The organism is Streptomyces sp. JJ36 (genome assembly GCF_021696945.1).
Lineage (GTDB): Bacteria > Actinomycetota > Actinomycetes > Streptomycetales > Streptomycetaceae > Streptomyces.
In genome coordinates this window covers 24,163-45,107 of the sequence record NZ_JACYHE010000042.1, presented here as the reverse complement: position 1 = coordinate 45,107, position 20,945 = coordinate 24,163, and the positions used below count along the sequence as shown (strand labels likewise).

Annotated in this window: 17 protein-coding genes; 15 read left to right on the top strand and 2 right to left on the bottom strand. The window is 73.8% G+C overall.

Annotated features, from left to right (window positions below; genetic code table 11):
• The first annotated feature begins 63 nt into the window (after window positions 1-63).
• From HOY81_RS16890 to HOY81_RS16875, 4 genes are all read left to right on the top strand, one after another.
• Entirely contained in the window at window positions 64-1,785 is a 1,722-nt protein-coding gene (locus HOY81_RS16890) for a BCCT family transporter (protein WP_308341086.1), read from the top strand.
• Window positions 1,786-2,006: 221 nt separating this feature from the next.
• Window positions 2,007-2,405, top strand: coding sequence for a molybdopterin-binding protein (locus tag HOY81_RS16885; protein ID WP_237321251.1), 399 nt, complete (start codon window positions 2,007-2,009; stop codon window positions 2,403-2,405).
• An 18-nt stretch (window positions 2,406-2,423) separates the two neighbouring features.
• The gene (gene modA, locus HOY81_RS16880; protein ID WP_237321250.1) at window positions 2,424-3,221 is read left to right on the top strand and encodes a molybdate ABC transporter substrate-binding protein; all 798 of its coding nucleotides are present in this window, start codon (window positions 2,424-2,426) and stop codon (window positions 3,219-3,221) included.
• A gap of 14 nt (window positions 3,222-3,235) precedes the next feature.
• Entirely contained in the window at window positions 3,236-5,350 is a 2,115-nt protein-coding gene (locus HOY81_RS16875) for an ABC transporter permease (protein ID WP_237321249.1), read from the top strand.
• A gap of 80 nt (window positions 5,351-5,430) precedes the next feature.
• Here the strand turns inward: HOY81_RS16875 and HOY81_RS16870 are convergent, their stop codons facing one another.
• Window positions 5,431-5,979 carry a hypothetical protein gene (locus HOY81_RS16870; protein ID WP_237321248.1) on the bottom strand — a complete coding sequence of 183 codons (549 nt, stop codon included), beginning with the start codon at window positions 5,977-5,979 and terminating at the stop codon, window positions 5,431-5,433.
• A 118-nt stretch (window positions 5,980-6,097) separates the two neighbouring features.
• Here HOY81_RS16870 and hemL point away from each other — a divergent pair, with 118 nt between their 5' ends.
• The 9 genes from hemL (at window position 6,098) to HOY81_RS16825 (ending at window position 17,983) form a co-directional block, all read left to right on the top strand.
• Window positions 6,098-7,426: a glutamate-1-semialdehyde 2,1-aminomutase gene (gene hemL, locus HOY81_RS16865; protein WP_237321247.1), complete on the top strand. Its 1,329-nt coding sequence runs from the start codon at window positions 6,098-6,100 to the stop codon at window positions 7,424-7,426.
• Window positions 7,427-7,473: 47 nt separating this feature from the next.
• A complete protein-coding gene (locus tag HOY81_RS16860) occupies window positions 7,474-8,127 on the top strand; it encodes a histidine phosphatase family protein (protein ID WP_237321261.1) in 654 nt (217 codons plus the stop codon).
• A 129-nt stretch (window positions 8,128-8,256) separates the two neighbouring features.
• Window positions 8,257-8,907, top strand: coding sequence for a TlpA disulfide reductase family protein (locus HOY81_RS16855; RefSeq protein ID WP_237321246.1), 651 nt, complete (start codon window positions 8,257-8,259; stop codon window positions 8,905-8,907).
• A gap of 7 nt (window positions 8,908-8,914) precedes the next feature.
• Window positions 8,915-9,685, top strand: coding sequence for a cytochrome c biogenesis CcdA family protein (locus HOY81_RS16850; RefSeq protein WP_237321245.1), 771 nt, complete (start codon window positions 8,915-8,917; stop codon window positions 9,683-9,685).
• Between the two features lie 5 nt (window positions 9,686-9,690).
• Complete coding sequence (locus HOY81_RS16845) at window positions 9,691-11,664, top strand: cytochrome c biogenesis protein ResB (RefSeq protein ID WP_237321244.1); 1,974 nt, start codon at window positions 9,691-9,693, stop codon at window positions 11,662-11,664.
• Window positions 11,661-12,800 carry a c-type cytochrome biogenesis protein CcsB gene (gene ccsB, locus HOY81_RS16840; RefSeq protein WP_237321243.1) on the top strand — a complete coding sequence of 380 codons (1,140 nt, stop codon included), beginning with the start codon at window positions 11,661-11,663 and terminating at the stop codon, window positions 12,798-12,800. The genes HOY81_RS16845 and ccsB overlap by 4 nt, the downstream gene beginning before the upstream one ends.
• Window positions 12,801-13,052: 252 nt before the next feature.
• Window positions 13,053-14,069: a hypothetical protein gene (locus HOY81_RS16835; protein WP_237321242.1), complete on the top strand. Its 1,017-nt coding sequence runs from the start codon at window positions 13,053-13,055 to the stop codon at window positions 14,067-14,069.
• 111 nt (window positions 14,070-14,180) lie between these two features.
• Window positions 14,181-16,247 carry an ATP-binding protein gene (locus tag HOY81_RS16830; RefSeq protein ID WP_237321241.1) on the top strand — a complete coding sequence of 689 codons (2,067 nt, stop codon included), beginning with the start codon at window positions 14,181-14,183 and terminating at the stop codon, window positions 16,245-16,247.
• Between the two features lie 86 nt (window positions 16,248-16,333).
• Window positions 16,334-17,983, top strand: a complete 1,650-nt coding sequence (locus HOY81_RS16825) for an ABC transporter substrate-binding protein (protein WP_237321240.1) — start codon at window positions 16,334-16,336, stop codon at window positions 17,981-17,983.
• Window positions 17,984-18,007: 24 nt separating this feature from the next.
• Here HOY81_RS16825 and HOY81_RS16820 read toward each other — a convergent pair whose 3' ends face one another.
• Window positions 18,008-18,349: a PLD nuclease N-terminal domain-containing protein gene (locus HOY81_RS16820; protein ID WP_237321239.1), complete on the bottom strand. Its 342-nt coding sequence runs from the start codon at window positions 18,347-18,349 to the stop codon at window positions 18,008-18,010.
• A 107-nt stretch (window positions 18,350-18,456) separates the two neighbouring features.
• Between HOY81_RS16820 and HOY81_RS16815 the strand changes: the two genes are divergently transcribed.
• A complete protein-coding gene (locus HOY81_RS16815; protein ID WP_237321238.1) occupies window positions 18,457-19,908 on the top strand; it encodes a menaquinone biosynthesis decarboxylase in 1,452 nt (483 codons plus the stop codon).
• Window positions 19,905-20,909 (top strand): menaquinone biosynthesis prenyltransferase MqnP, encoded by a 1,005-nt coding sequence (gene mqnP, locus HOY81_RS16810; RefSeq protein WP_308341084.1) that lies wholly within the window; start codon window positions 19,905-19,907, stop codon window positions 20,907-20,909. Before HOY81_RS16815 ends, mqnP begins: the two co-directional genes overlap by 4 nt.
• Window positions 20,910-20,945: the final 36 nt, after the last annotated feature.

Below are 20,945 nucleotides of genomic sequence, written 5' to 3'. Positions count from 1 at the left end.
GCCTCGGGCCGATGTCGTCCCGGCCCGCCGGCCAAACGTCCCCTATCGCGAAGGAAAGAGTGCGTGGCTGCGCAATCGACGGCGAAACCGCCGAAGGATAATCCGGCCCCCTCAGGGCCGGAGGGAACCACACGTTCCGGGTCCATCGCGCCGCGGGTCTTCTACCCGGCGGCTTTGGTCATCCTGGGCTTCGTGCTGTTCGCCGCGATCGGCCAGGAGGATGCGGCCGAGGCGGTGCAGGATGTGCACGAGAAGATCGTGGGCAACCTGAGCTGGTTCTACATGGCTCTGGTCTCGCTCTTCGTGATCTTCGTCCTCTGGGTCGGCATCGGCCGCTACGGAGACATCAAGCTGGGCAAGGACGGGGAGAAACCCGAGTTCAGCACGGGTTCCTGGCTGGCGATGCTGTTCGCCGCCGGCATGGGCATCGGCCTGGTCTTCTGGGGGGTGGCCGAGCCGCTGAACTTCTACGACGCGCCACGGCCGGGCGTCGGGGAGGGCGAGGCCGCCCGCTCCGAGTTCGCCATGGTGCAGACGTTCCTGCACTGGGGCATCCACCCGTGGGCCATCTACGTCGTGGTCGGCCTGGCCGTCGCCTACGCGGTGCACCGCAAGGGGCGCCCGGTCTCCATCCGCTGGGCTCTGGAGCCGATCTTCGGTGACAAGGTCAAGGGTGCCTTCGGTGACATCATCGACACGGTCGCGGTGATCGGCACGCTCTTCGGCGTGGCGACCTCGCTGGGTCTCGGCGTGATGCAGATCGCCAGCGGCATGAACTTCCTCGGCTGGGTGGACGATCCGGGGAGCAAGGGCCTGATGGTGGTGCTGATCGCCTGCATCACCGCCATCGCCACGCTCTCCGTCGTCAGCGGCATCGGCAAGGGCATCAAGTGGCTGTCCAACATCAACATGGGCCTGGCCGCGGCGATCATGCTCTTCGTGATGCTCCTGGGCCCGACGCTGTTCATCTTCAACGGCCTGGTCCAGGACGTCGGCAACTACCTGCAGAGCATCCTGCGGCTGAGCTTCGACACCGGCGCCTCCCAGGGCGACGACGGCACCAGCTGGGTCAGCGGCTGGACCGTCTTCTACTGGGGCTGGTGGATCTCCTGGGCGCCGTTCGTCGGCATCTTCATCGCCCGCATCTCCCGCGGCCGCACGGTCCGTGAGTTCGTCTGCGGTGTGCTGCTGGTCCCGACCCTGCTCACCTTCGTGTGGTTCGCCGTCTTCGGCGGCAGCGCCCTGCACCAGCAGATGAACGGCGAGCACGACTACATCGGCGAGGAGGGCGTGAGTACCAACAACGCCCTGTTCGACCTGCTGGACACGCTGCCGGGCGGCACCTTCGTCGCCGGTGTGGCGATCCTGCTGATCGTGCTCTTCTTCGTCACCTCCTCGGACTCCGGTTCGTACGTGGTGGACATGCTGGCCTCCGGCGGCGACCCGAACCCGCCGGTGTGGAGCCGGGTCTTCTGGGCCGTCGCCGAGGGTGCGGTCGCGGCCGCGCTGCTGCTGGCGTCCGGTTCGGGCACGGCCTCCCTGGACACGCTGAAGACGGTGGCGATCATCATCGCGCTGCCGTTCAGCTTCGTGATGATCGGCATGTGCGTCGCCACGCTGAAGTCCTTCCGCCAGGAACGCCAGGCGTACCTGGAGGCCAAGCGGAGGGCCCAGCAGGAGCGGCTGATCGACAAGACCGTCGCGGCGATCGAGGAGGGGCTGGAGAACGGCTCCCTCAGCGACAACGGCGGGACGAAGGACAAGGCCGGAGGCGCCAAGCGATAGCCCCGGTCCCGCCCCGCGCGGAGCCCCGCCCCCGGTCCCGGACGATGACCGGTGGCGGGGCTCCGTCGTGTCCGGGGCCTCGTGCCCGGTGGTCCGTGACGGCGCGCGGAACGCCGGGTCCCGGTGGATCCGACGAGACTGCTCCCGTGACCTGGCATCTGCGACGTGTGATGCTCCGAAGTCCGTGTACATGCGGGCCTGGCGTGGTTAGAGTGCCGCACATGCAGCAGTACACCATCGGTCAGGCCGCGCGGCTGCTGGGCGTCAGCCCCGACACCGCACGCCGCTGGGCGGACGCCGGGAGGATCGCCACCCACCGCGACTCCGCCGGCCGCCGGCTCGTCGACGGCCGCGACCTGGCCGCCTTCTCCGTGGAGCTGGCGGCCCGGCCGCCGCAGGAGGAGGACGAGGCCCCGCAGACCTCGGTCCGCAACGCCTTCCCGGGCATCGTCACCGCGATCACCCTCGGCGACGTCGCGGCCCAGGTGGAGATCCAGGCGGGTCCGCACCGGCTGGTCTCCCTGCTCACCCGGGAGGCCGTCGAGGAACTGGGCCTGGAGGTCGGGATGCGCGCCACCGCCCGGGTGAAGTCCACCAACGTCCACATCGACCGGTCCTGAACGGCCGAGGAGCTCCGCATGGCCCCGCCGCCCGCCGCCGCCCGCCGTGCCCGGCAGACCGCCCGGCCCCGCCGCGCCGCCGCGCTCGGCGTGACCCTCGCCCTCGCCCTTGCCGGCTGCGGAGGAGGCGGCGACGACGGAGCGGGCGAGCGCACCGAGCTGACGGTGCTGGCGGCTGCCTCGCTCACCGACGTCTTCCGCACGGCGGGCGACGCCTACCAGGAGGCGCACCCGGGCACCTCCGTGCGCTTCTCCTTCGCCGGCTCCCAGGAGGTGGCCGCGCAGGTCCGGCAGGGCGCACCGGCCGACGTGGTGGCCACCGCGGACACCCGGACCATGGACGGGCTGCGGGGGGAGACCGGCGACCCGGCGCTCTTCGCCCGGAACCGGCTGGTCGTCGCGGTCGCCGACGGCAACCCGCAGAAGGTCCGCGGTCTGCGTGACCTGGAGCGGAACGGGCTGACGGTGGTGCTCGCCGCCCCCGAGGTGCCCGTGGGCCGCTACAGCCGCCGGGTGCTGGAACGGCAGGGGATCGCCGTCGACCCGGTCTCCCGGGAGCCGAACGTCCGCGCGGTGCTCAGCAAGGTCGAGCTGGGCGAGGCCGACGCCGGGATCGTCTACCGCACCGACGCGGCCACCGCCGAGGACACCACCGACACCGTGCGCATCCCGGACCGGCAGAACGCCCTCGCCGCGTACCCGGCCGCCACCCTGGACGCCTCCGCCCACCCGGAGGCCGCCGCCGCGTTCGTACGGTGGCTGAACGGCTCCGCGGCGCAGCGCATCCTGCGGGACGCGGGCTTCGAGGCTCCCTGAGGACGGGCGGCACGATGCAGCGGAACCTCGCGCGCCCTTTTCGCCCCGCCACGGCGCCCCGTCCCGGCCCGGCGTCCCGGCCCGGGGTCGCGGCCCGCCGCGGGGTGCCGGTGGCGCTGGCGGTGCCCGCGCTGGTGGCGGTGGCCTTCCTGCTGCTGCCGCTGGCCGGCGTCCTGGCCCGTACGCCCTGGGGCGACCTGGGCACCCATCTGACCGGTGACGCCGTGCTGACGGCGCTCCGGCTGTCCCTGGTGGTCTCCTTCTGGTCCCTCGGGCTCTCCCTGCTGCTGGGCGTGCCGCTGGCCTGGGTGCTCGCCCGGGTGCCGTTTCGCGGCAAGGCGGTCGTACGGTCGCTGGTGCTGCTGCCCATGGTGCTGCCGCCGACGGTGGGGGGTCTCGCGCTGCTGCTCGGCTTCGGGCGGCGCGGCCTGCTCGGCCCCTGGCTGGAGGACGTCTTCGGGGTGACGCTGCCGTTCCACTCCGCCGGTGCGGTGGTCGCCGCGACCTTCGTGTCGATGCCCTTCCTGGTGATCAGCCTGGAGGGCAGCCTGGCGGCGCTGCGGCCCGGCTACGAGGAGACCGCGGCCTCGCTGGGGGCCTCGCCGCTGCGGGTGTTCACCACGGTCACGCTGCCCCTGGTCGCCCCGGGGCTGGCCGCGGGCGCGGCGTTGACCTGGGCGCGGGCGCTCGGCGAGTTCGGGGCCACCATCACCTTCGCCGGGAACCTGCCGGGGGCCACCCAGACCCTGCCGCTCCAGGTGTATCTCCTGTTGCAGGAGGATCCGGAGGCCGCCACCTCGGTCTCGCTGCTGCTGCTGGCGGTGGCCATGGCGGTGCTGGTGGGGCTGCGGGGACGCTGGAGCGTCGGCGGGGACCGCACGGCCCGCACGGCCCGCACGGCCCGTACGGACCCGGGCGCGGACGTGGCCGAGGAGCCCGCGGGGGCGCCCGGCCCGGGGGACGCCCCCGGCCTCCCGGACGGGGACAGGCCCGGTGCCCACCGGGAGTCTGTCCCGGGCCGGCCGGCGCCCCCGGGTGGCCACGGGCCGGAGGAGCTCTCCGCCGGGACCCCGGTGGGGGAGGACGACGCGGCCGGCTGGGCACTGCGTGCCGAGGTGACCGGGTCCGACCGGCTGACCCTGGAGGCCGCCCCCGGCACCACCGTCGCCGTGGTCGGGCCCAACGGTGCCGGAAAGACGACCCTGCTGCGCGCCCTGCTCGGCCTCACCCCGCGGGCGCACGCGGAGCTGCACCTCGGCGAGGCCGACGTCACCGCGCTCCCGCCGCACCGCCGCGGCGTGTCCTGGGTGCCGCAGAGCGGGGCGCTCTTCCCGCACCTCACGGCCCTGGGCAACACCGCGTACGGGCTGCGGGCGCACGGCACGCCCCGCGCGGAGGCGCGCCGCGCGGCGCAGCTCTGGCTGGACCGGCTCGGCGTCGGCGGGCTCGCCCACCGCCGGCCGGCGCAGCTCTCCGGCGGACAGGCCGGCCGGGTGGCGCTCGCCCGCGCCCTGGCCGCGCGGCCGCGGCTGCTGCTGCTCGACGAGCCGCTGGCAGCTCTCGACCAGACCACCCGGGCCCGGGTGCGGCACACCCTCCGGACCCATCTGCGGCACTTCCGCGGCGTGTGCCTGCTGGTGACGCACGACCCGGTGGAGGCCGTCTCGCTGGCCGACCGGGTGCTGGTGCTGGACGGCGGCCGTACGCTACAGGACGCGCCGCCGGCCGAGGTGGCGCGGCATCCGCGCTCCCCGTGGGTGGCCCGGATGCTGGGCCGCAACGCGTGGCCGGGCGTCAGCACCCCGGAGGGCCTGCGGGTGCCGGGCGGCGGGCACCTGGTGGCGGCGGACCCACTGCCGGCGGGGGAGCCGGCGCTGGCGACCGTGCCGCCGGAGTCCGTGGCGCTGCACCTGTCCCGCCCGGCGGGCAGCCCGCGGAACGTCTGGCCCGGCACGGTGCGCGAGGTGACCGCGGTGGGCAGCCGGCTGCGGGTGCTGGTCGCCTCGGCGGAGGTGCCGGAGCTGATCGCGGAGATCACCCCGCAGGCCGCGGCCGAACTCGGCCTGGCCGACGGCACGCCGGTGTGGACGAGCGTCAAGGCCACCGAGGTCACCCTGGTGCCGACCTGACGGTGCGCGGTGGGAGGACGGGGGCCCGGCTCCCCGGTGACGCCCCGGGGTCTGCGGGCCCGGCCGGGCCCGGCGCGGCGTCAGGGCCAGACGAGGCAGTACGGCTGGTGCCCGGCCATGTGCAGGCGTTCGGAGAAGTCCTGCCACTCGTGCAGGAGCTGGTAGACGCTGAAGGCGTCCTGCGGCCCCGCGCGGTCCGGGACCGTGGACCAGATGAACGCGGCGGCGCCGACGGACTCCTCGCCGACGCCGCGCAGCGGGTCGACGACGGTCATGGGCAGCTTGACCACGGCGTAGTCGGGGTGGAGCACGACGAGTTCGAGCGGGGGCACGCGGTAGAGCGGTATGCCCTCGATGCCGGTGAGCACCATCGCCGCCATCGTCTCGGGCTTGATCTTGGTGAACATGCCGTGCCCGAGCTCGTCGCCGCCGAGCTCCTCCGGGCGCATGGAGATCGGCACCCGGGCGGCCGTCGCGCCGTCCGGTGCACCGAAGTACTTGTAGGTCACCCCCACTCGGCCGCCACCCCTGCTGCTCCCAGTCCTCGCCGCCTCACGGCGGTGACGCCCCCGTGCGCGCTCCGGCCCGAGGTCCCCGGTCCCCTCGCCCAGTCCGCCACCGCGCTGCATGTCACCACCCGACCACTCGCGGCATCCGCCGCGCAACCCGATCATCGTGTCAGAGACCTCCCCGCACAGGCGTGCGCGAAACGCCCGGAGGCGCATGTCTGTGGACGGCTCTGCCACCATGGCTGCTGTGACTTACTCGTACGACGCCCCAGTATCGCAGTCGCTCTTCGATCGCGCCGCCGCCGTCACGCCCGGGGGCGTGAATTCCCCGGTGCGCGCCTTCCGCGCCGTGGGCGGCACGCCCCGGTTCATGGTGTCCGGTACGGGCCCGTACCTGATGGACGCGGACGGCCGGGAGTACGTCGACCTGGTCTGCTCCTGGGGGCCGATGATCCTGGGCCACGCCCACCCCGAGGTGACGGCCGCCGTACAGGGCGCGGTCAGCCGCGGCACCTCGTTCGGCACGCCCGCCGAGGACGAGGTGGCGCTCGCCGAGGAGATCGTCGCGCGGATCCCCCCGGTCGAGCAGGTGCGCCTGGTCTCCAGCGGTACCGAGGCGACCATGTCCGCGATCCGGCTGGCCCGCGGCTTCACCGGCCGCACCAAGGTGGTGAAGTTCGCCGGCTGCTACCACGGGCACGTCGACGCGCTGCTGGCCGCGGCCGGCTCCGGGGTGGCCACCTTCGCCCTGCCGGACACCCCGGGCGTCACCGGGGCGCAGGCCGGGGACACCCTGGTGCTGCCCTACAACGACCTGGAGGCCGTACGGGCCGCCTTCGCCGCGCACCCGGGCGAGATCGCCTGCGTGATCACCGAGGCGTCCCCGGGGAACATGGGCGTCGTCCCGCCGCGCGAGGGCTTCAACGAGGGGCTGCGCGACCTGTGCCGGGAGCACGGCGCGCTCTTCGTCTCCGACGAGGTGATGACCGGCTTCCGGGTCAGCCGCCAGGGCTGGTACGGCCTGGACGGCGTGCGGCCGGACCTGATGACCTTCGGCAAGGTGATGGGCGGCGGCTTCCCGGTCGCGGCCTTCGGCGGCCGCCGGGACGTGATGGAGCACCTGGCCCCGGCCGGCCCCGTCTACCAGGCGGGCACCCTCTCCGGCAACCCGGTGGCCACCGCCGCGGGCCTCGCGCAGCTCCGGCTGCTGGACGACGAGGCCTACGCCACCGTGGACGCCGTCTCCGAGCGGCTGCGCGGGCTGGTGACGGAGGCCCTGGACAAGGAGGGCGTGGCACACCGGCTCCAGACCGCCGGCAACATGTTCTCGGTCTTCTTCACCGAGGAACCGGTCACCGACTACGCGGGCGCCCGGGCCCAGCAGGGCTTCCGCTTCACCGCGTTCTTCCACTCCATGCTCGCCCAGGGCGTCTACCTGCCGCCGTCCGCCTTCGAGTCGTGGTTCGTCTCCACCGCGCACGACGAGCGGGCGGTGGAGCGGATCGCCGCCGCGCTACCGGCTGCGGCGCGCGCCGCGGCGGAGGCCACCGAGGAGGACGCGGCGTGAGCACGTACGCGGGCCAGGACGCCAAGACCGTCACCGTGGTGCACGTGATGCGGCACGGCGAGGTGGAGAACCCGGAGGGCGTGCTCTACGGGCGGCTGCCCGGGTACGGCCTCTCCGACCTCGGCCGGCGGATGGCCGACCGGGTCGCCGACCACCTCGCCGACCGGGACGTCACCCGGGTCGTCGCCTCCCCGCTGGAGCGCGCCCAGGAGACGGCGCAGCCGATAGCCAAGCAGCACGGCGTGGACGTGGCGACCGACGAGCGGCTGATCGAGGCGGCCAACGTCTTCCAGGGCCGTACGTTCGGCGTGGGCGACGGCGCGCTGCGCCGGCCGGGGAACTGGCGGCATCTGCGGAACCCGTTCCGGCCGTCCTGGGGCGAGCCGTACATCGACCAGGTGGTGCGGATGCGGAGCGCGCTGGACGCCGCCAAGGACGCGGCCCGGGGCCACGAGGCGGTGTGCGTGAGCCACCAGCTTCCCATCTGGGTGCTGCGCTGCCAGGTCGAGGGGCGCCGGCTCTGGCACGACCCGCGCAGCCGGCAGTGCAGCCTGGCGTCGCTGACCAGCTTCACCTACCTCGGCGACCGGATCGTGTCGGTGGGGTACGCCGAGCCCGCGCGCGATCTGGTGCCCCCGCACCTGCTGCCGGGCGCCGGGCGCGGCAGGGGGCCGAAGGGCGCCAAGGGCTTCGGGGCCTGAGATGACCCTCCGGGAGCCCGGGAGCGCGCTTACATGCTTCCGGGGGCGCGTCGGCGCAGGTGGGGCCGGGTCCTGCGGTGTCAGGGGCCCCCGGGAAGATCCCCAAAACACGCATGCGAAACTTTTCACATGAGTTTCCGCGAAGCATCGACGCGCGGTGCGAGCGCCGCTTCCGCCCGGCCCGCCGGCCGGTTCCGCCGCCCGGTCCGCGTGTCCGCCGCCACGGCGTGCGCCGCGGTCGCCGCGCTCGTCCTGGCCGGCTGCGGAGGCCCGGAGGTGCAGTCCTCCGGGGACAACGGCTTCGTGCAGGGCACCGGGCAGGTGACCACGGTGTCCGCGAAGGCCCGGAAGCCCGCCCCGGACATCTCCGGCAAGACCGTGGACGGCAAGCGGATCTCCCTCTCCGACTACCGCGGCAAGATCGTGGTGGTCAACGTCTGGGGCTCCTGGTGCGCGCCCTGCCGGGCGGAGGCCCCGCACCTGGCGAAGGTGGCCGAGGAGACCGCCGACGAGGGCGTGGCCTTCGTCGGCATCAACACCCGGGACCTGGACAGGGCCAACGCCCGCGCCTTCGAGCGCACCTACGACATCGACTACCCGAGCTTCTACGACCCGCACGGCAGGCTGCTGCTGAAGTTCCCCAAGAACACCCTCTCGCCGCAGACCATCCCGTCCACGGTGGTCCTGGACCGGGAGGGGCGGATCGCCGTACGTGCGCTCAAGGAGCTCGACGACAAGGAACTGCGCTCGATGCTCGACCCGCTGATCGCGGAGAAGTGAGCCGGTCGTGAGCGTGCTGGCGGCCACCGGGGTCAACGACACCGTCCTCAGCGGGGCGCTGGTGCTCGCCCTGCCGATCGCCGTGCTCGGTGGTCTGGTCTCCTTCTTCTCGCCCTGTGTGCTGCCGCTGGTGCCGGGCTATCTCTCGTACGTCACCGGGGTCAGCGGCACCGATCTCGCGGAGGCCCGCCGGGGCCGGATGTTCGCCGGCGCCTCGCTCTTCGTACTCGGCTTCACCGCGGTCTTCGTCTCCGGCGGCGCGCTCTTCGGAGGCTTCGGCAGCACGCTGCTGGCGTATCAGGACGTCCTCTCCAAGGTGCTCGGGGCGCTCACCATCCTGCTCGGACTGGTGTTCATGGGCGCCCTCGGGGTGCTGCCCCGCTTCACCTCCCGCGAGTTCCGCATCCAGCGCAGACCGGCGGTCGGGCTGGCGGGCGCGCCCATGCTGGGCGTGCTATTCGGCATCGGCTGGACGCCGTGCATCGGCCCCACCCTGGCGGCGGTGCAGACGCTCGCCTTCACCGAGGCCAGCGCGGAGCGGGGCGCCCTGCTCACCGTGGCCTACTGCCTCGGGCTGGGCGTGCCGTTCGTCCTCGCCGCGGTCGCCTTCCGGCGCGCGCTGGGGGCCTTCGGCTGGGTGAAGCGGCACTATGCCTGGGTGATGCGGATCGGCGGCGGCATGCTGGTCGCCGTCGGCGTCCTGCTCGTCACGGGGATCTGGGACCGGATCGTTTACGAGTTGCAGGTGTGGTCGTCCGACTTCACCGTGGGGATCTGAGCACGATGAGCGAAGAGACGCCCTCCGGGGCGGCGCCGGCGGACCGGCGCGGCGGCACGGTGACGGCCGAGGCGGAGCGGGAGCTCGGCGACGCGATGTCGCAGCTCTCCACGGCGCCCGCCGAGGACGACGGGCGGTCCGCCGCGGGCCGCGGCTCGTTCGGCGGCGCACGGCGCCCGGGCGCGGGCGGCGCGCTGGCCTGGACGGGGCGGGAGACGCTGGGGTGGACGCGCTGGTTCTGGCGGCAGCTCACCTCGATGCGGGTGGCGCTGATCCTGCTCTTCCTGCTGTCCCTCGCCGCCATCCCCGGCTCCGTCATCCCGCAGAGCGCCGTGGACGCGGTGCAGGTGCGGGAGTTCAAGGAGCGGCACGAGCTGCTGGCGCCGCTGTACGAGAAGCTCCAGCTCTTCGACGTCTACACCTCGGTGTGGTTCTCCGCGATCTACATCCTGCTGTTCGTGTCGCTGGCGGGCTGCATCGTGCCGCGGAGCTGGCAGTTCGTCGGCCAGCTCAGGGCCCGGCCGCCGCGTGCGCCGCGCCGGCTGGACCGGATGCCCGCGTACACCACCTGGCGCACCGACGCCCCGCCGGAGGAGGTGCTGCGGGACGCCCGTACGGTGCTGGGCCGCAAGCGGTTCCGGGTGCACGCGGAGGACGCCGCCGTCGCCTCCGAGAAGGGCTATCTCCGCGAGGCCGGGAACCTCCTCTTCCACATCGCCCTGATCGTGCTGTTGCTGGCCTTCGCGGCCGGGCAGCTCTTCAAGGCCGAGGGCGGGAAGCTGGTGATCGTCGGGGACGGCTTCTCCAACACCCTCACCCAGTACGACGACTTCTCCTCGGGCTCCCTCTTCAGCCCGGCGGACCTGGACGCCTTCGGCTTCCGGCTGGACGGCTTCGACGCCACGTTCGAGAAGAGCGGGCCCAACAAGGGCAGCGTCCGGACGGCCGAGGCCGACGTCACCTGGTGGAAGGGGGCCGAGGGCACCGAGCGGAAGTCCACCATCCGGGTCAACCACCCGCTGGAGGTCGGCAACTCCAAGGTCTACCTGCTGGCGAACGGTTACGCGCCCGTGGTCACCGTCCGCGACGGGCAGGGCGACATCGCCTACCGCGGCCCGGTCGCCTTCCTGCCGCAGGACGGCAACCTCACCTCCAGCGGCGTGATCAAGGTGACGGACTACCGCGACGCCGAGGGGAAGCGGGACCAGCTCGGCTTCCGCGGCTTCTTCGTGCCGACCTTCGGCGGCTCCGGCGCCGGGACGATGTTCTCCCAGTCGCCCGAGCTGGAGTACCCGGTGCTCTTCCTCACCGCCTACCACGGCGACCTGGGGCTGGACGCCGGCATCCCGCAGAACGTGTACCAGCTCGACACCGACAACATGAAGCAGTTCACGGACGAGGACGGCGGGCCCTTCGCGCAGAAGATCCTGCCCGGCGAGTCCATGAAGCTGCCGGACGGCGCGGGCACCCTCACCTTCGACGGCGTCAAGCGCTGGGCCAACTTCCAGATCGCCCACCAGGTCGGCAACGGCTGGGCCCTCGCCGGTGCGCTGGCCGCCATCGCGGGTCTGGCCGGCTCGCTGTTCATCCAGCGCCGCCGGGTGTGGGTGCGGGCGGCCCGGGACGCCGGCGGGCTCACGGTGGTGGAGATGGCCGGGCTGGGCCGCAGCGACTCCCCGCGGCTGCCGGAGGAGCTCGGGGATCTCGCCGCCGACCTCCAGCGCACCGCCGACCCGGTGGACACCGCCGGCGACGGCGGGGACACCGGGACCGGAGACGCCCCCGGAGGCGCGGGCGAGTCCGGACCCGCCGCCGGAGGCGACCCCACCCGCGCCGGGGGCACCACCGCCTCCGGCGAGCCGGACACGGACACAGCAGCGGACACGGACGCAGCACCGGACGCGGGCACCGCCACGGGCCCGGAGAAGGCCGACGCCGAGCGCGGCGCCGGGCAGCTCTCGCGAGGAGAAGCCGAGTGAACATCGCCGCAGCCACCAACGAGAACATCGCCGAGATCAGCAACTACCTGATCTACTCGGCGATGGCCGTCTACACCCTCGCCTTTCTCGCCCACATCGCCGAGTGGGTGTTCGGCAGCCGCAGCAAGGTGGCCCGTACGGCCGCCGCGCTCGGCGGCAGCCGGACGTCCGGCGACCAGGCCGGCGCCCGGTCCGGCGCCCGGGACGACGCAGCGGATTCCGCCGGGGCCTCCGCCCCGGCGGTGACCGTGCGGCGCGCGGGCTCCACCACCGTCCTGGAACGGCCGAAGGTCGTCACCCGGTCCAGCGCCGGCCGCCGCGGCGAACTGCCCGACGGGCCCGGCGCCGCGGGCGGCGACGAGCAGGGCGACCTCTACGGGCGCATCGCGATCTCCCTCACCGTGCTGGCCTTCGGCCTGCACGCGGCCGGGGTCCTGACCCGGGCGCTCTCCGTGCAGCGCGCGCCCTGGGCCAACATGTACGAGTTCTCCACCACCTTCTCGATGGTGGCCGTCGGCGCGTACTTCGCCTTCCTGATCGCCCGGAAGAACGTCCGCTGGATCGGCCTGCCGCTGGTCACCACCGTCCTGCTGGACCTGGGCCTGGCCACCACGGTGCTCTACACCGAGAGCGACCAGCTCGTGCCGGCGCTGCACTCGTACTGGCTCTGGATCCATGTCTCGCTGGCCATCGTCTGCGGCGCGCTCTTCTACCTGGGCATGGTCTCCACGGTGCTCTACCTCTTCCGGGACCGCTACGAGACCAAGCTGCTGGACGGCGGCCGGCCCGGCGGCTTCGCCACCTCGGTGCTGGAGCGGCTGCCGTCGGCGCTCTCGCTGGACAAGTTCGCCTACCGCATCAACGCGGCGGTCTTCCCCTTCTGGACCTTCACCATCGTCGCCGGCGCCATCTGGGCCGGGGACGCCTGGGGCCGCTACTGGGGCTGGGACCCCAAGGAGGTCTGGTCCTTCATCACCTGGATCGCCTACGCCTGCTACCTGCACGCCCGGGCCACCGCCGGCTGGAAGGGCCGCAAGGCCGCCTACCTGGCGCTCTTCGCCTTCGCCTGCTTCCTCTTCAACTACTACGGCGTCAACATCTTCTTCAACGGCAAGCACAGCTACGGCGGCGTCTGAACCGGCCTCGGGCCGGCTTGCCCGCAGCCGCCGGCCCGACTCCCGCGGCGGCCGGCGGCCGCACGGCGGGGGCCGGAGGGCCCGCCGGGGCCGGGGATTTCCGCTGACAGCCTGGTGACGCCCGGGAAGGGTGTGTAGGTTCGAGAACGACAGCTGACGGTATGGGGCAGAGACGTCGGCGGTCCGTCGGGGGGAGTGCACTGCCGTGGTCCCGGCCGGGCGGGCGGCCGGCCCGAGCAGAGGAATCCACGCGTGTCGACCGCTCTTCCAGCGTTACCCGAGTCCGGTGCCGAGGGCACGGGCACCGGTCGCTACCTGCCGCGTTTCCTGCTGTGGCTGCTGGAGCGGACCGAGGGGGACACGGGGATCTCCGTCCCGTGCGCCGAGTTCGCCGCGGCCCAGTCGATATCCGGCGGCGTGCTGGACACCGTGCTGGAGCGGCTGCGCGGGCACGCCATGGTCCGGGTCCGGGACGGCGGCCCGGACGGTCCCGAGGCCGCCTTCGAGCCGGCGGGGCTGGAGCAGGCCCGCTGGTTGCGGGCGCGGCGGGCCTCGCCGGCCGAACGCGGGAGGTACGCCCGGCAGGCCCTGCTCTCCTGGATCTTCGCCCGTGCGCACGGGAGGCCGGTGCGGCTGGCGGAGTTCTTCGACTCCCGCGAACTGTTCTTCTTCGGTGAGGCGCTCTCCGCGGGAGAGGTCACCCAGGCGGCGTCCTATCTGGCCCAGCAGGGCCTGATCACCGCGTCGGCGGGGCACCTCGGCGACGGCTTCGAGGCCCCGGTGTCGCTGACACCGCTCGGGGTGGACGCGGCCCTCAGCGAGGCCGACGTGGGCCGGTACGTCGAGCAGCAGCGGGAGCTCGCCCGGCCCACCACGACCACCGAGAACGTCTTCCACGGCACCGTGCACAACGTGGTCGGCGGCGACCAGCGGGTGAGCGGCGGGATCCATTTCCCGCAGCCCTCCGCCGTCCCGGAGCTGGCGGCCGTGATCCGCCGGCTGGTCCCGGAGCTCGGACTGGACGAGGAGGCCCGCGCCGCGCTGCTGGAGCAGCTCGACGCGCTGGACGGCGGGGCCGGCGGACGGCCCGGCGACGCGACGGCCGGAGGCCCGGCGACCCCTGCGGACCCGGACGGGACGCCCGGCCCGGACCGCCGCGAGGGGGTGCTGGAACGCATCCGTACGGCCCTGTACGCCTCGCCCGACACCGTCGCGCGCCAGGTGGTGCTGGACGCCGTCGGTCAGGCGATGGGGCGGTTGCTGGGCTAGCCGTGCCGCCCGGCGTGCCCTGTGCACGACCCGGGCCGCACCGGGGCCGACGGAACGTCAGGCCCGCCGCCGCTCCCGGCGGCGGGCCGCAAGAAGAGGGGGTGAGGGCGCATGCCGCGGTTGTACGGGCGGGACGCCCTGCTGCACGGACTGCTGCCGAGACTGGTCGGGCTGGCCCACGACCGCCTCCGCGCGGTGCCGCGGGAGCACCCGGGGGCGCTGCCGGTGGTGCTGGTCACCGGCCGCCACGGGACGGGGAAGACCGCACTGCTGGACCAGCTCGCGGAGTACTACGAGGCGCGGGTCCCGTGTGCCCGCGCCGACCTGGAGCGGATCGGCGGCCCGGCCGGCGGCCGCGGGCCGGCGGTCTCCAACACCTCCGCCCTGGTCGAGGTGCTGGTACGGCTCTGCACGGGGCTGGCGCCCTCGGTGCCGCCCTTCGGGCGCGGCCGGTTCGTCCGGCTGCTGCCCGGGCTGTTCGCCGTCACGAGCTGGCACCGGGGGGACGCCGGCGAACAGGACGTGGCCCGCGGGCGGATCAGCCGGTTGCTGGCGGCGCTGGAGGAGGACCGCCGGCCCGGCGAGACGGAGCCGCACGTCCTCGGCGCCCCGTGGATGGCCGACGTCGCCGCACAGCTCGCCGGGGCGAACCCGGCCGACGACCTGGAGCCGGTCGCCGACGCCGTGACCCGGCAGTACTTCGCCCGGCACGCCGGCCGCCGGGAGGCCCGCCAGGCGCAGCAGTGGTACGGCGACCGGGACGAGGGCGCCGAGGACGGCGTGCACGCCCTGGTCCGGCTCTGCCGCCGCTTCCACCGTGGGGGCGACTACCGCCGGGCCGTGGAGCGGACGTTGACGGAGGCTCTGCTGGCCGACCTGACCGAGGCCCGCGCCGCCCGCCGCCGGCTCGCCCAGGTGCCGCGTCCGCTGGCGCTCCTGGACAACGTGCACACGCCGGCCGGCCGCGCGGTGCTGGACATCCTGCTGGAGTCGCGGGCCGCGCTGACCACCTCCGGTGGCTCCCGGCCGGACCCGCTGGTGGTGGTGGGCGCGTCCCGGGAGACGGCCCCGGTGCGCTACCCGGAGGCGGTCCGGCGCCGGTTCCCCGAGGTCGCCGAGCGTTCGGGCTGGCAGCCGCCGGAGTCCGGCACGCCGTCCGCCGGGGTGCTCGCCGTCGACCTGCCGCCGCTCGGCCCGCAGGACGTGCTCACCATGCTCGACGACGCCCCGGCCGCGCTGGACGCCGAACTGCCGACCGCCGTGCACCGGCTGACCGGCGGGCAGCCGCTGGGCTGCCGGCTGCTCTGCGACGCGGTGCTGCACGCCCCCGCGGGCGAGCCGGTGGGCGTCGAGGACCTGCTGCGGCTGCGTACCGCCGGCGGCCGGCCGGTGACGGAGACACTGCTGGAGCTGCTGGTGCCGGACGCGCTGCTGAGGGACCGGCTGGTGACGCTCGCGGTGGCCGGCGCCCGGGAGGCCGCACACGCGCTGGCCGGGGCGGTGCCCGGCGGGGGCGGCACGGCGGCGGACGCCGAGCGGTACCTGCGGGAGGAGCTCTGGCAGCCGGAGCACCCGGCGGCCGGTGCGGCGGGTGCCGCGCCCGCCGGGGGTGGGTTCTTCGTCGCCGACCCCTTCCTGCGCGCCGTTCTGGTGGAGGAGTTCCGCCGCACCTCCGCCGAGGGGAACGCGCCGGCCGGGTGGGAGGAGGTGCACCGGGTGCTGCGGGAGCACCACGCCGCGCTGGGCGAGGCCGGCGAGCCCGACGTGCTGCGGCACACCCTGGCCGCCGGCGAGGCCTGGTCCGTGGTGCTGCGGCTCGCCGGGGCGTTCGGGGAGGCGGACGCGGGCCGCTGGCTGGCCTGCCTGGGCCGTGCCGTCACCGCGCCGCATCCGCCCTGGGGCCCGCCCGGGCGCGATCCCCGGCCGGCCGTCGCCCGCGGCGAGCGGGACGCGGAGCACGCTGACGCGGACGACCTGCACCGCTCGGTCAACCGGCTGCTGCACGCCGCCTGGTACACGGCCGACACCGTCGGCACTCCCTCCGAGGAGCTGCGCCGCACCCTGGAGCGGGAGCTGGACTTCCTCTCCCTGCACCACCCCACCGGGCACGCGGTGCTCTCCCGGGCCGCCCGCGACTGGGCCGGGGCCGCCGGGGAGCGGCGGTCCTTCCCGCCGTGACCCCGGCCGGGCCCCGCCCCGGCCTTCCGCCCCGCCCCTCCGCGCGGCGAACCCGCGCAACGATCCGCGACACCGAGTGAGGACCCATGCTCCGACGCTTAGCCGACTTCCTCTCCCTGCTCACCACTCCCTACAAGATCGTCGTCGGCCTGGTCTGCGCCGCACTGCTCGCCGGGCTGGGCGTCGTGGTCTGGCCCTCCGGCGACGGGTGCGGCCCCGGGCTGGAGCGGCGCGGCGACGCCGGCGAGTGCATCGGCGTCACCGCGGAGGCGCACGTCTTCGACGAGGACCTGGCGGGCCTGATCCGCAGCGTCGCCGCGGAGAACGCCCGGGTGCGCGACGACTGGGAGGACCCGGACGACGGCCGGGCCCGCATCCCGTACGTGCGCATCGCGCTGATGATGCCCTACACCTCGGACGCCACCAGTGCCATGACGGAGGACCTGATCCGGCACGGGCTGGCGGGCGCGCACACCGCGCAGCTCCGCGCCAACCGGGACTCCGGGCTCCAGTACGAGCTGCTGATGGCCAACGACGGCAAGGACCTGGACCAGTGGCGGCCGGTGGTCGACCAGCTCGCCGGGGAGACCGGCGGCGAGGCGCCGCTGGTGGCCGTCCTGGGCTTCCCCAACAGCGTGCCGGACACCCGGAAGGCGGCCGAGGCCCTGTCGGCGGAGCGCATCCCGAACATCGGCCCGGTGCTCACCTCCCGCGACATGACCGCCGACCGCCTCTTCAAGACCTCCGCCTCCAACAAGGACTTCGCGCTGGCGCTGGAGGAGTACCTTGCGGAGCAGCCGGGTTCCGGCCGCGGTTTCCTGGTGTGGGACGCGCGGAAGCAGGACAACTACGCGCAGAACCTGCGTGAGGTCTTCATGGAGCACTTCGGCGCCGAGTACGGGCTGCGCAAGCGCAACGGCTCGTACCTCGGGGTGATCGGGGAGGAGGCCGGGATACCGCGCCGGTTCACCCCGCTCGCCCAGAAGATCTGCCTGACCGGAGCCGACACCCTCTTCTACGCCGGCCGGGACCGCGACCTGGCCGCCCTGGTGGGGAAGCTGGCCGAGCAGCCCTCGTGTGACCACGAGAAGCCGCTGCGCATCCTGAAGGTCGGCATCGGCCGGGACCCGGAGTACACCGGCCGGACGACCACCCGGCAGATGCGCGAGGCGAAGATCACCACGGTGGGTGCCGTGGACGTCGACCCGCGCTGGTGGGAGGGCGGCGCGGAACCGCCGCGCGGTTTCCAGAGCTTCCTGGAGGTCTTCCAGTCCCTGGCGCAGCGGGTGGAGCTGGGCCGCAAGCCGCTGGACGACGGCTACACGATCATGTACCACGACGCGTTCACCGTGGCCGCGCAGGCGGCGGACGAGTCCTTCACCGCGGCCAACGAGGACGCCCCGGAGGGCTTCCGGATGCCCACCAAGGACGACGTCTACAACACGATCGTCAACATGTCGGTGCTCGGCACGGAGGACGGCTCGGACTGCGTCAACTGTGTGCGCGGAGCGAGCGGGACCTTCGGCTACGACGCCGAGCCGAGCACCGACAAGTGGCCGGTCTGCAAGCCCGTCCCGGTCATCGAGTACCCGGTGCCGGAGAAGGAGCGGGGGAACGACCGCGCGCGGGGGGAGGAGGCGGACGAGGCGTCGGGTCCGCGGAAGGACCAGCGGCGCACCGAAGCACCCGCGTACTACCGCACGCACGAGGACGTGTTCGGCGGCGACTGTCTCTGACGCCCGGCGTGCCGGGCGCCGGGGTCACGCCCCGGCCGGGGGCGGTGTGTCCTCCGGGCCGCCGCCCTCCCGGCGCCGCCGCTCCTGCTCCTCCTCGCCCAGCGACTTGAGGAACTCGGGGTTGTCGTCCGGCGCCACCCAGCGCCGCTCCTGCGGACGGGTGGCGCCGTACGGCACGTTCCGCCGCGGCCGGCCCACCAGGAACCAGGCCAGCGGGCCCAGCAGCACCTGGCCGAAGAGCAGGATGATGAACACCCAGGCGAGCTTCGGCAGCTTCCGTACCTCGTTCTCCGGCGTGTTCAGGCAGTCGACGAAGGCGTAGATCCACACCGCGAGGATCAACAGGAACGGGAGATACCGGATCATGCGGGCCCCTCAAGGGTCGGGCTGTCGCGGCGCGGGGGGCCGCCGACGCGGCCAGGTGACAGGGCCAGCGTAACGGTGCCCGGAAGCCATGGCCGATACTGGGGCACATGGCATACGACGATCTCCGCTCGCTGCTGCGGGCGCTGGAACGCGAGGGCGACCTGAAGCGGATCACGGCGGAGGTCGATCCGCATCTGGAGATCGGCGAGATCGTCGACCGGGTGCAGAAGTCCGGCGGCCCCGCACTGCTCTTCGAGAACGTCCGCGGCTCGGCGATGCCGCTGGCCATGAACGTCTACGGCACCGACCGGCGGCTGCTCAAGGCCCTCGGCCTGAGGGCGTACGCGGAGATCGGCGAGAAGATCGGCGGCCTGCTCAGGCCCGAGCTGCCGCAGGGCTTCGTCGGCATGCGGGAGGCCTTCGGCAAGCTCGGCACGATGTCCCACGTGCCGCCGAGGAAGGTGAAGGACGGGCCGGTACGGGACGTGGTGCTGCGCGGTGACGAGGTGGACCTCGGCACGCTGCCCGCGCTCTTCACCTGGCCGGAGGACGGCGGCTCCTTCTTCAACCTCGGGCTCACCCACACCAAGCACCCGGAGACCGGGGTGCGCAACCTCGGCCTCTACCGCCTCCAGCGGCACGACAGCCGGACCATCGGCATGCACTGGCAGATCCACAAGGACAGCCGGAACCACTACCAGGTCGCCGCGCGCCGCGGTGAGAAGCTGCCCATCGCCATCGCCTTCGGCTGCCCGCCCGCCGTCACCTACGCCGCCACCGCGCCGCTGCCCGGCGACATCGACGAGTACCTGCTCGCGGGCTTCGTGCAGGGGAAGCGGGTGGAGATGGTGGACTGCGAGACGGTGCCGCTCCAGGTGCCCGCCGCCGCCGAGGTGGTGCTGGAGGGCTGGCTGGAGCCCGGCCGCATGCTGCCCGAGGGGCCCTTCGGCGACCACACCGGCTTCTACACCCCGCAGGAGGACTTCCCGGCGCTCACCGTCGACTGCGTCACCATGCGGCGGCGGCCGCTGCTCCAGTCCATCGTGGTCGGCCGGCCGCCGACCGAGGACGGTCCGCTGGGGCGCGCCACGGAGCGGTTCTTCCTCCCGTTGCTCAAGGTCATCGTGCCGGACATCGTCGACTACCACCTGCCGGAGGCCGGCGGCTTCCACAACTGCGCCGTCGTCTCCATCGACAAGCGCTACCCGAAGCACGCACAGAAGGTGATGTCCGCCATCTGGGGGGCGCACATGATGTCCCTCACCAAGCTGATCGTGGTGGTGGACGCGGACTGCGACGTGCACGACCTGCACGAGGTGGCCTGGCGGGCCCTGGGGAACACCGACTACGCCCGCGACCTCACGGTGGCGGAGGGACCCGTGGACCATCTGGACCACGCCTCCTACCAGCAGTTCTGGGGCGGCAAGGCGGGGATCGACGCCACCGCCAAGTGGCCGGAGGAGGGGTACACCCGGGACGGCGGCTGGCCGCAGATGATCGTCTCCGACCCGGAGACGGCGGCGACGGTGGACCGCCGGTGGAAGGAGTACGGCCTGTGAGGGAGGACGGGGCGCGCACGGACGGGGCGCGTACGGACGGGGCGCGCACGGACGGGACGCGCACGGACGGGGCGGAGCCCACCGGCGCCCCGGGCGGGAGCGGAGCCGCGGACCGGGGGGCGGCCGGGGGCGGCCGGGTCCGGGCCTTCCTGCGGCTGGTCACCATCGAGCACTCGGTGTTCGCGCTGCCCTTCGCGTACATCGGCGCGCTCACCGCGATGCACCTCGCGGACGCTTCGGTGCACTGGTGGGAGCTGCTGCTCATCACCGCCGCGATGGTCTCGCTGCGTACCTTCGCGATGGCCGCCAACCGGATCATCGACCGCGAGATCGACGCCCGCAATCCCCGCACCTCCGGCCGGGAGCTGGTCACCGGCGTGGTCTCGGTCCGTACCGCCCGGGTGGGCGCGGCCGTCTCGCTGGTGGTCTTCCTCGGCTCCGCCGCCCTGCTGAACCCGCTCTGCCTGGCGCTGTCGCCGCTCGCGGTGGTGCCGATGGTGGTCTATCCCTACGGCAAGCGCTTCACGGACTTCCCGCAGGCCATCCTGGGGCTCGCGCAGTCCATCGGGCCGATCGGGGCCTGGCTGGCGGTCACCGGGAGCTGGTCCTGGGAGGCCGTGATACTCGGGCTGGCCGTCGGCATCTGGATCGGGGGCTTCGACCTGATCTACGCCTGCCAGGACGTGGCCGCCGACCGGGCCCAGGGGGTGCGCTCGGTGCCCGCCCGCTTCGGCATCCGCACCACGTTGTACGCCTCCCGGGCCAGCCACGCCCTGACGGTGGCGCTGCTGGCCTGGTTCGGCGCCGTCACCGGGGCCGGGGCGCTCTGGTGGGCGGGACTGGCGGTGGTCGCGGTGGCCTTCTGCTACGAGCACCTGCTGGTGCGGCCGGGCGACCTCAGCCGGGTCAACCGGGCGTTCTTCACCGTCAACGGCTTCGTCGGCATCGCGCTCTTCGGCTGCGCCCTGGCGGACCTGGCCGTCCGCGGCCTGAGCGCCTGACGGGACGGACCACACCGGGAGTCCCTGCCCGGCGCC

Excerpts from the sequence above, each read along its gene's own strand:
- HOY81_RS16885 (WP_237321251.1), top strand. The coding sequence starts at position 2,007 with ATGCAGCAGTACACCATCGGTCAGGCCGCGCGGCTGCTGGGCGTCAGC.
- modA (WP_237321250.1), top strand. The coding sequence starts at position 2,424 with ATGGCCCCGCCGCCCGCCGCCGCCCGCCGTGCCCGGCAGACCGCCCGG.
- HOY81_RS16875 (WP_237321249.1), top strand. The coding sequence starts at position 3,236 with ATGCAGCGGAACCTCGCGCGCCCTTTTCGCCCCGCCACGGCGCCCCGT.
- HOY81_RS16870 (WP_237321248.1), bottom strand. The coding sequence starts at position 5,979 with ATGCAGCGCGGTGGCGGACTGGGCGAGGGGACCGGGGACCTCGGGCCG.
- hemL (WP_237321247.1), top strand. The coding sequence starts at position 6,098 with ATGGCTGCTGTGACTTACTCGTACGACGCCCCAGTATCGCAGTCGCTC.
- HOY81_RS16860 (WP_237321261.1), top strand. The coding sequence starts at position 7,474 with ATGCGGCACGGCGAGGTGGAGAACCCGGAGGGCGTGCTCTACGGGCGG.
- HOY81_RS16855 (WP_237321246.1), top strand. The coding sequence starts at position 8,257 with ATGAGTTTCCGCGAAGCATCGACGCGCGGTGCGAGCGCCGCTTCCGCC.
- HOY81_RS16845 (WP_237321244.1), top strand. The coding sequence starts at position 9,691 with ATGAGCGAAGAGACGCCCTCCGGGGCGGCGCCGGCGGACCGGCGCGGC.
- HOY81_RS16830 (WP_237321241.1), top strand. The coding sequence starts at position 14,181 with ATGCCGCGGTTGTACGGGCGGGACGCCCTGCTGCACGGACTGCTGCCG.
- HOY81_RS16825 (WP_237321240.1), top strand. The coding sequence starts at position 16,334 with ATGCTCCGACGCTTAGCCGACTTCCTCTCCCTGCTCACCACTCCCTAC.
- HOY81_RS16820 (WP_237321239.1), bottom strand. The coding sequence starts at position 18,349 with ATGATCCGGTATCTCCCGTTCCTGTTGATCCTCGCGGTGTGGATCTAC.
- HOY81_RS16815 (WP_237321238.1), top strand. The coding sequence starts at position 18,457 with ATGGCATACGACGATCTCCGCTCGCTGCTGCGGGCGCTGGAACGCGAG.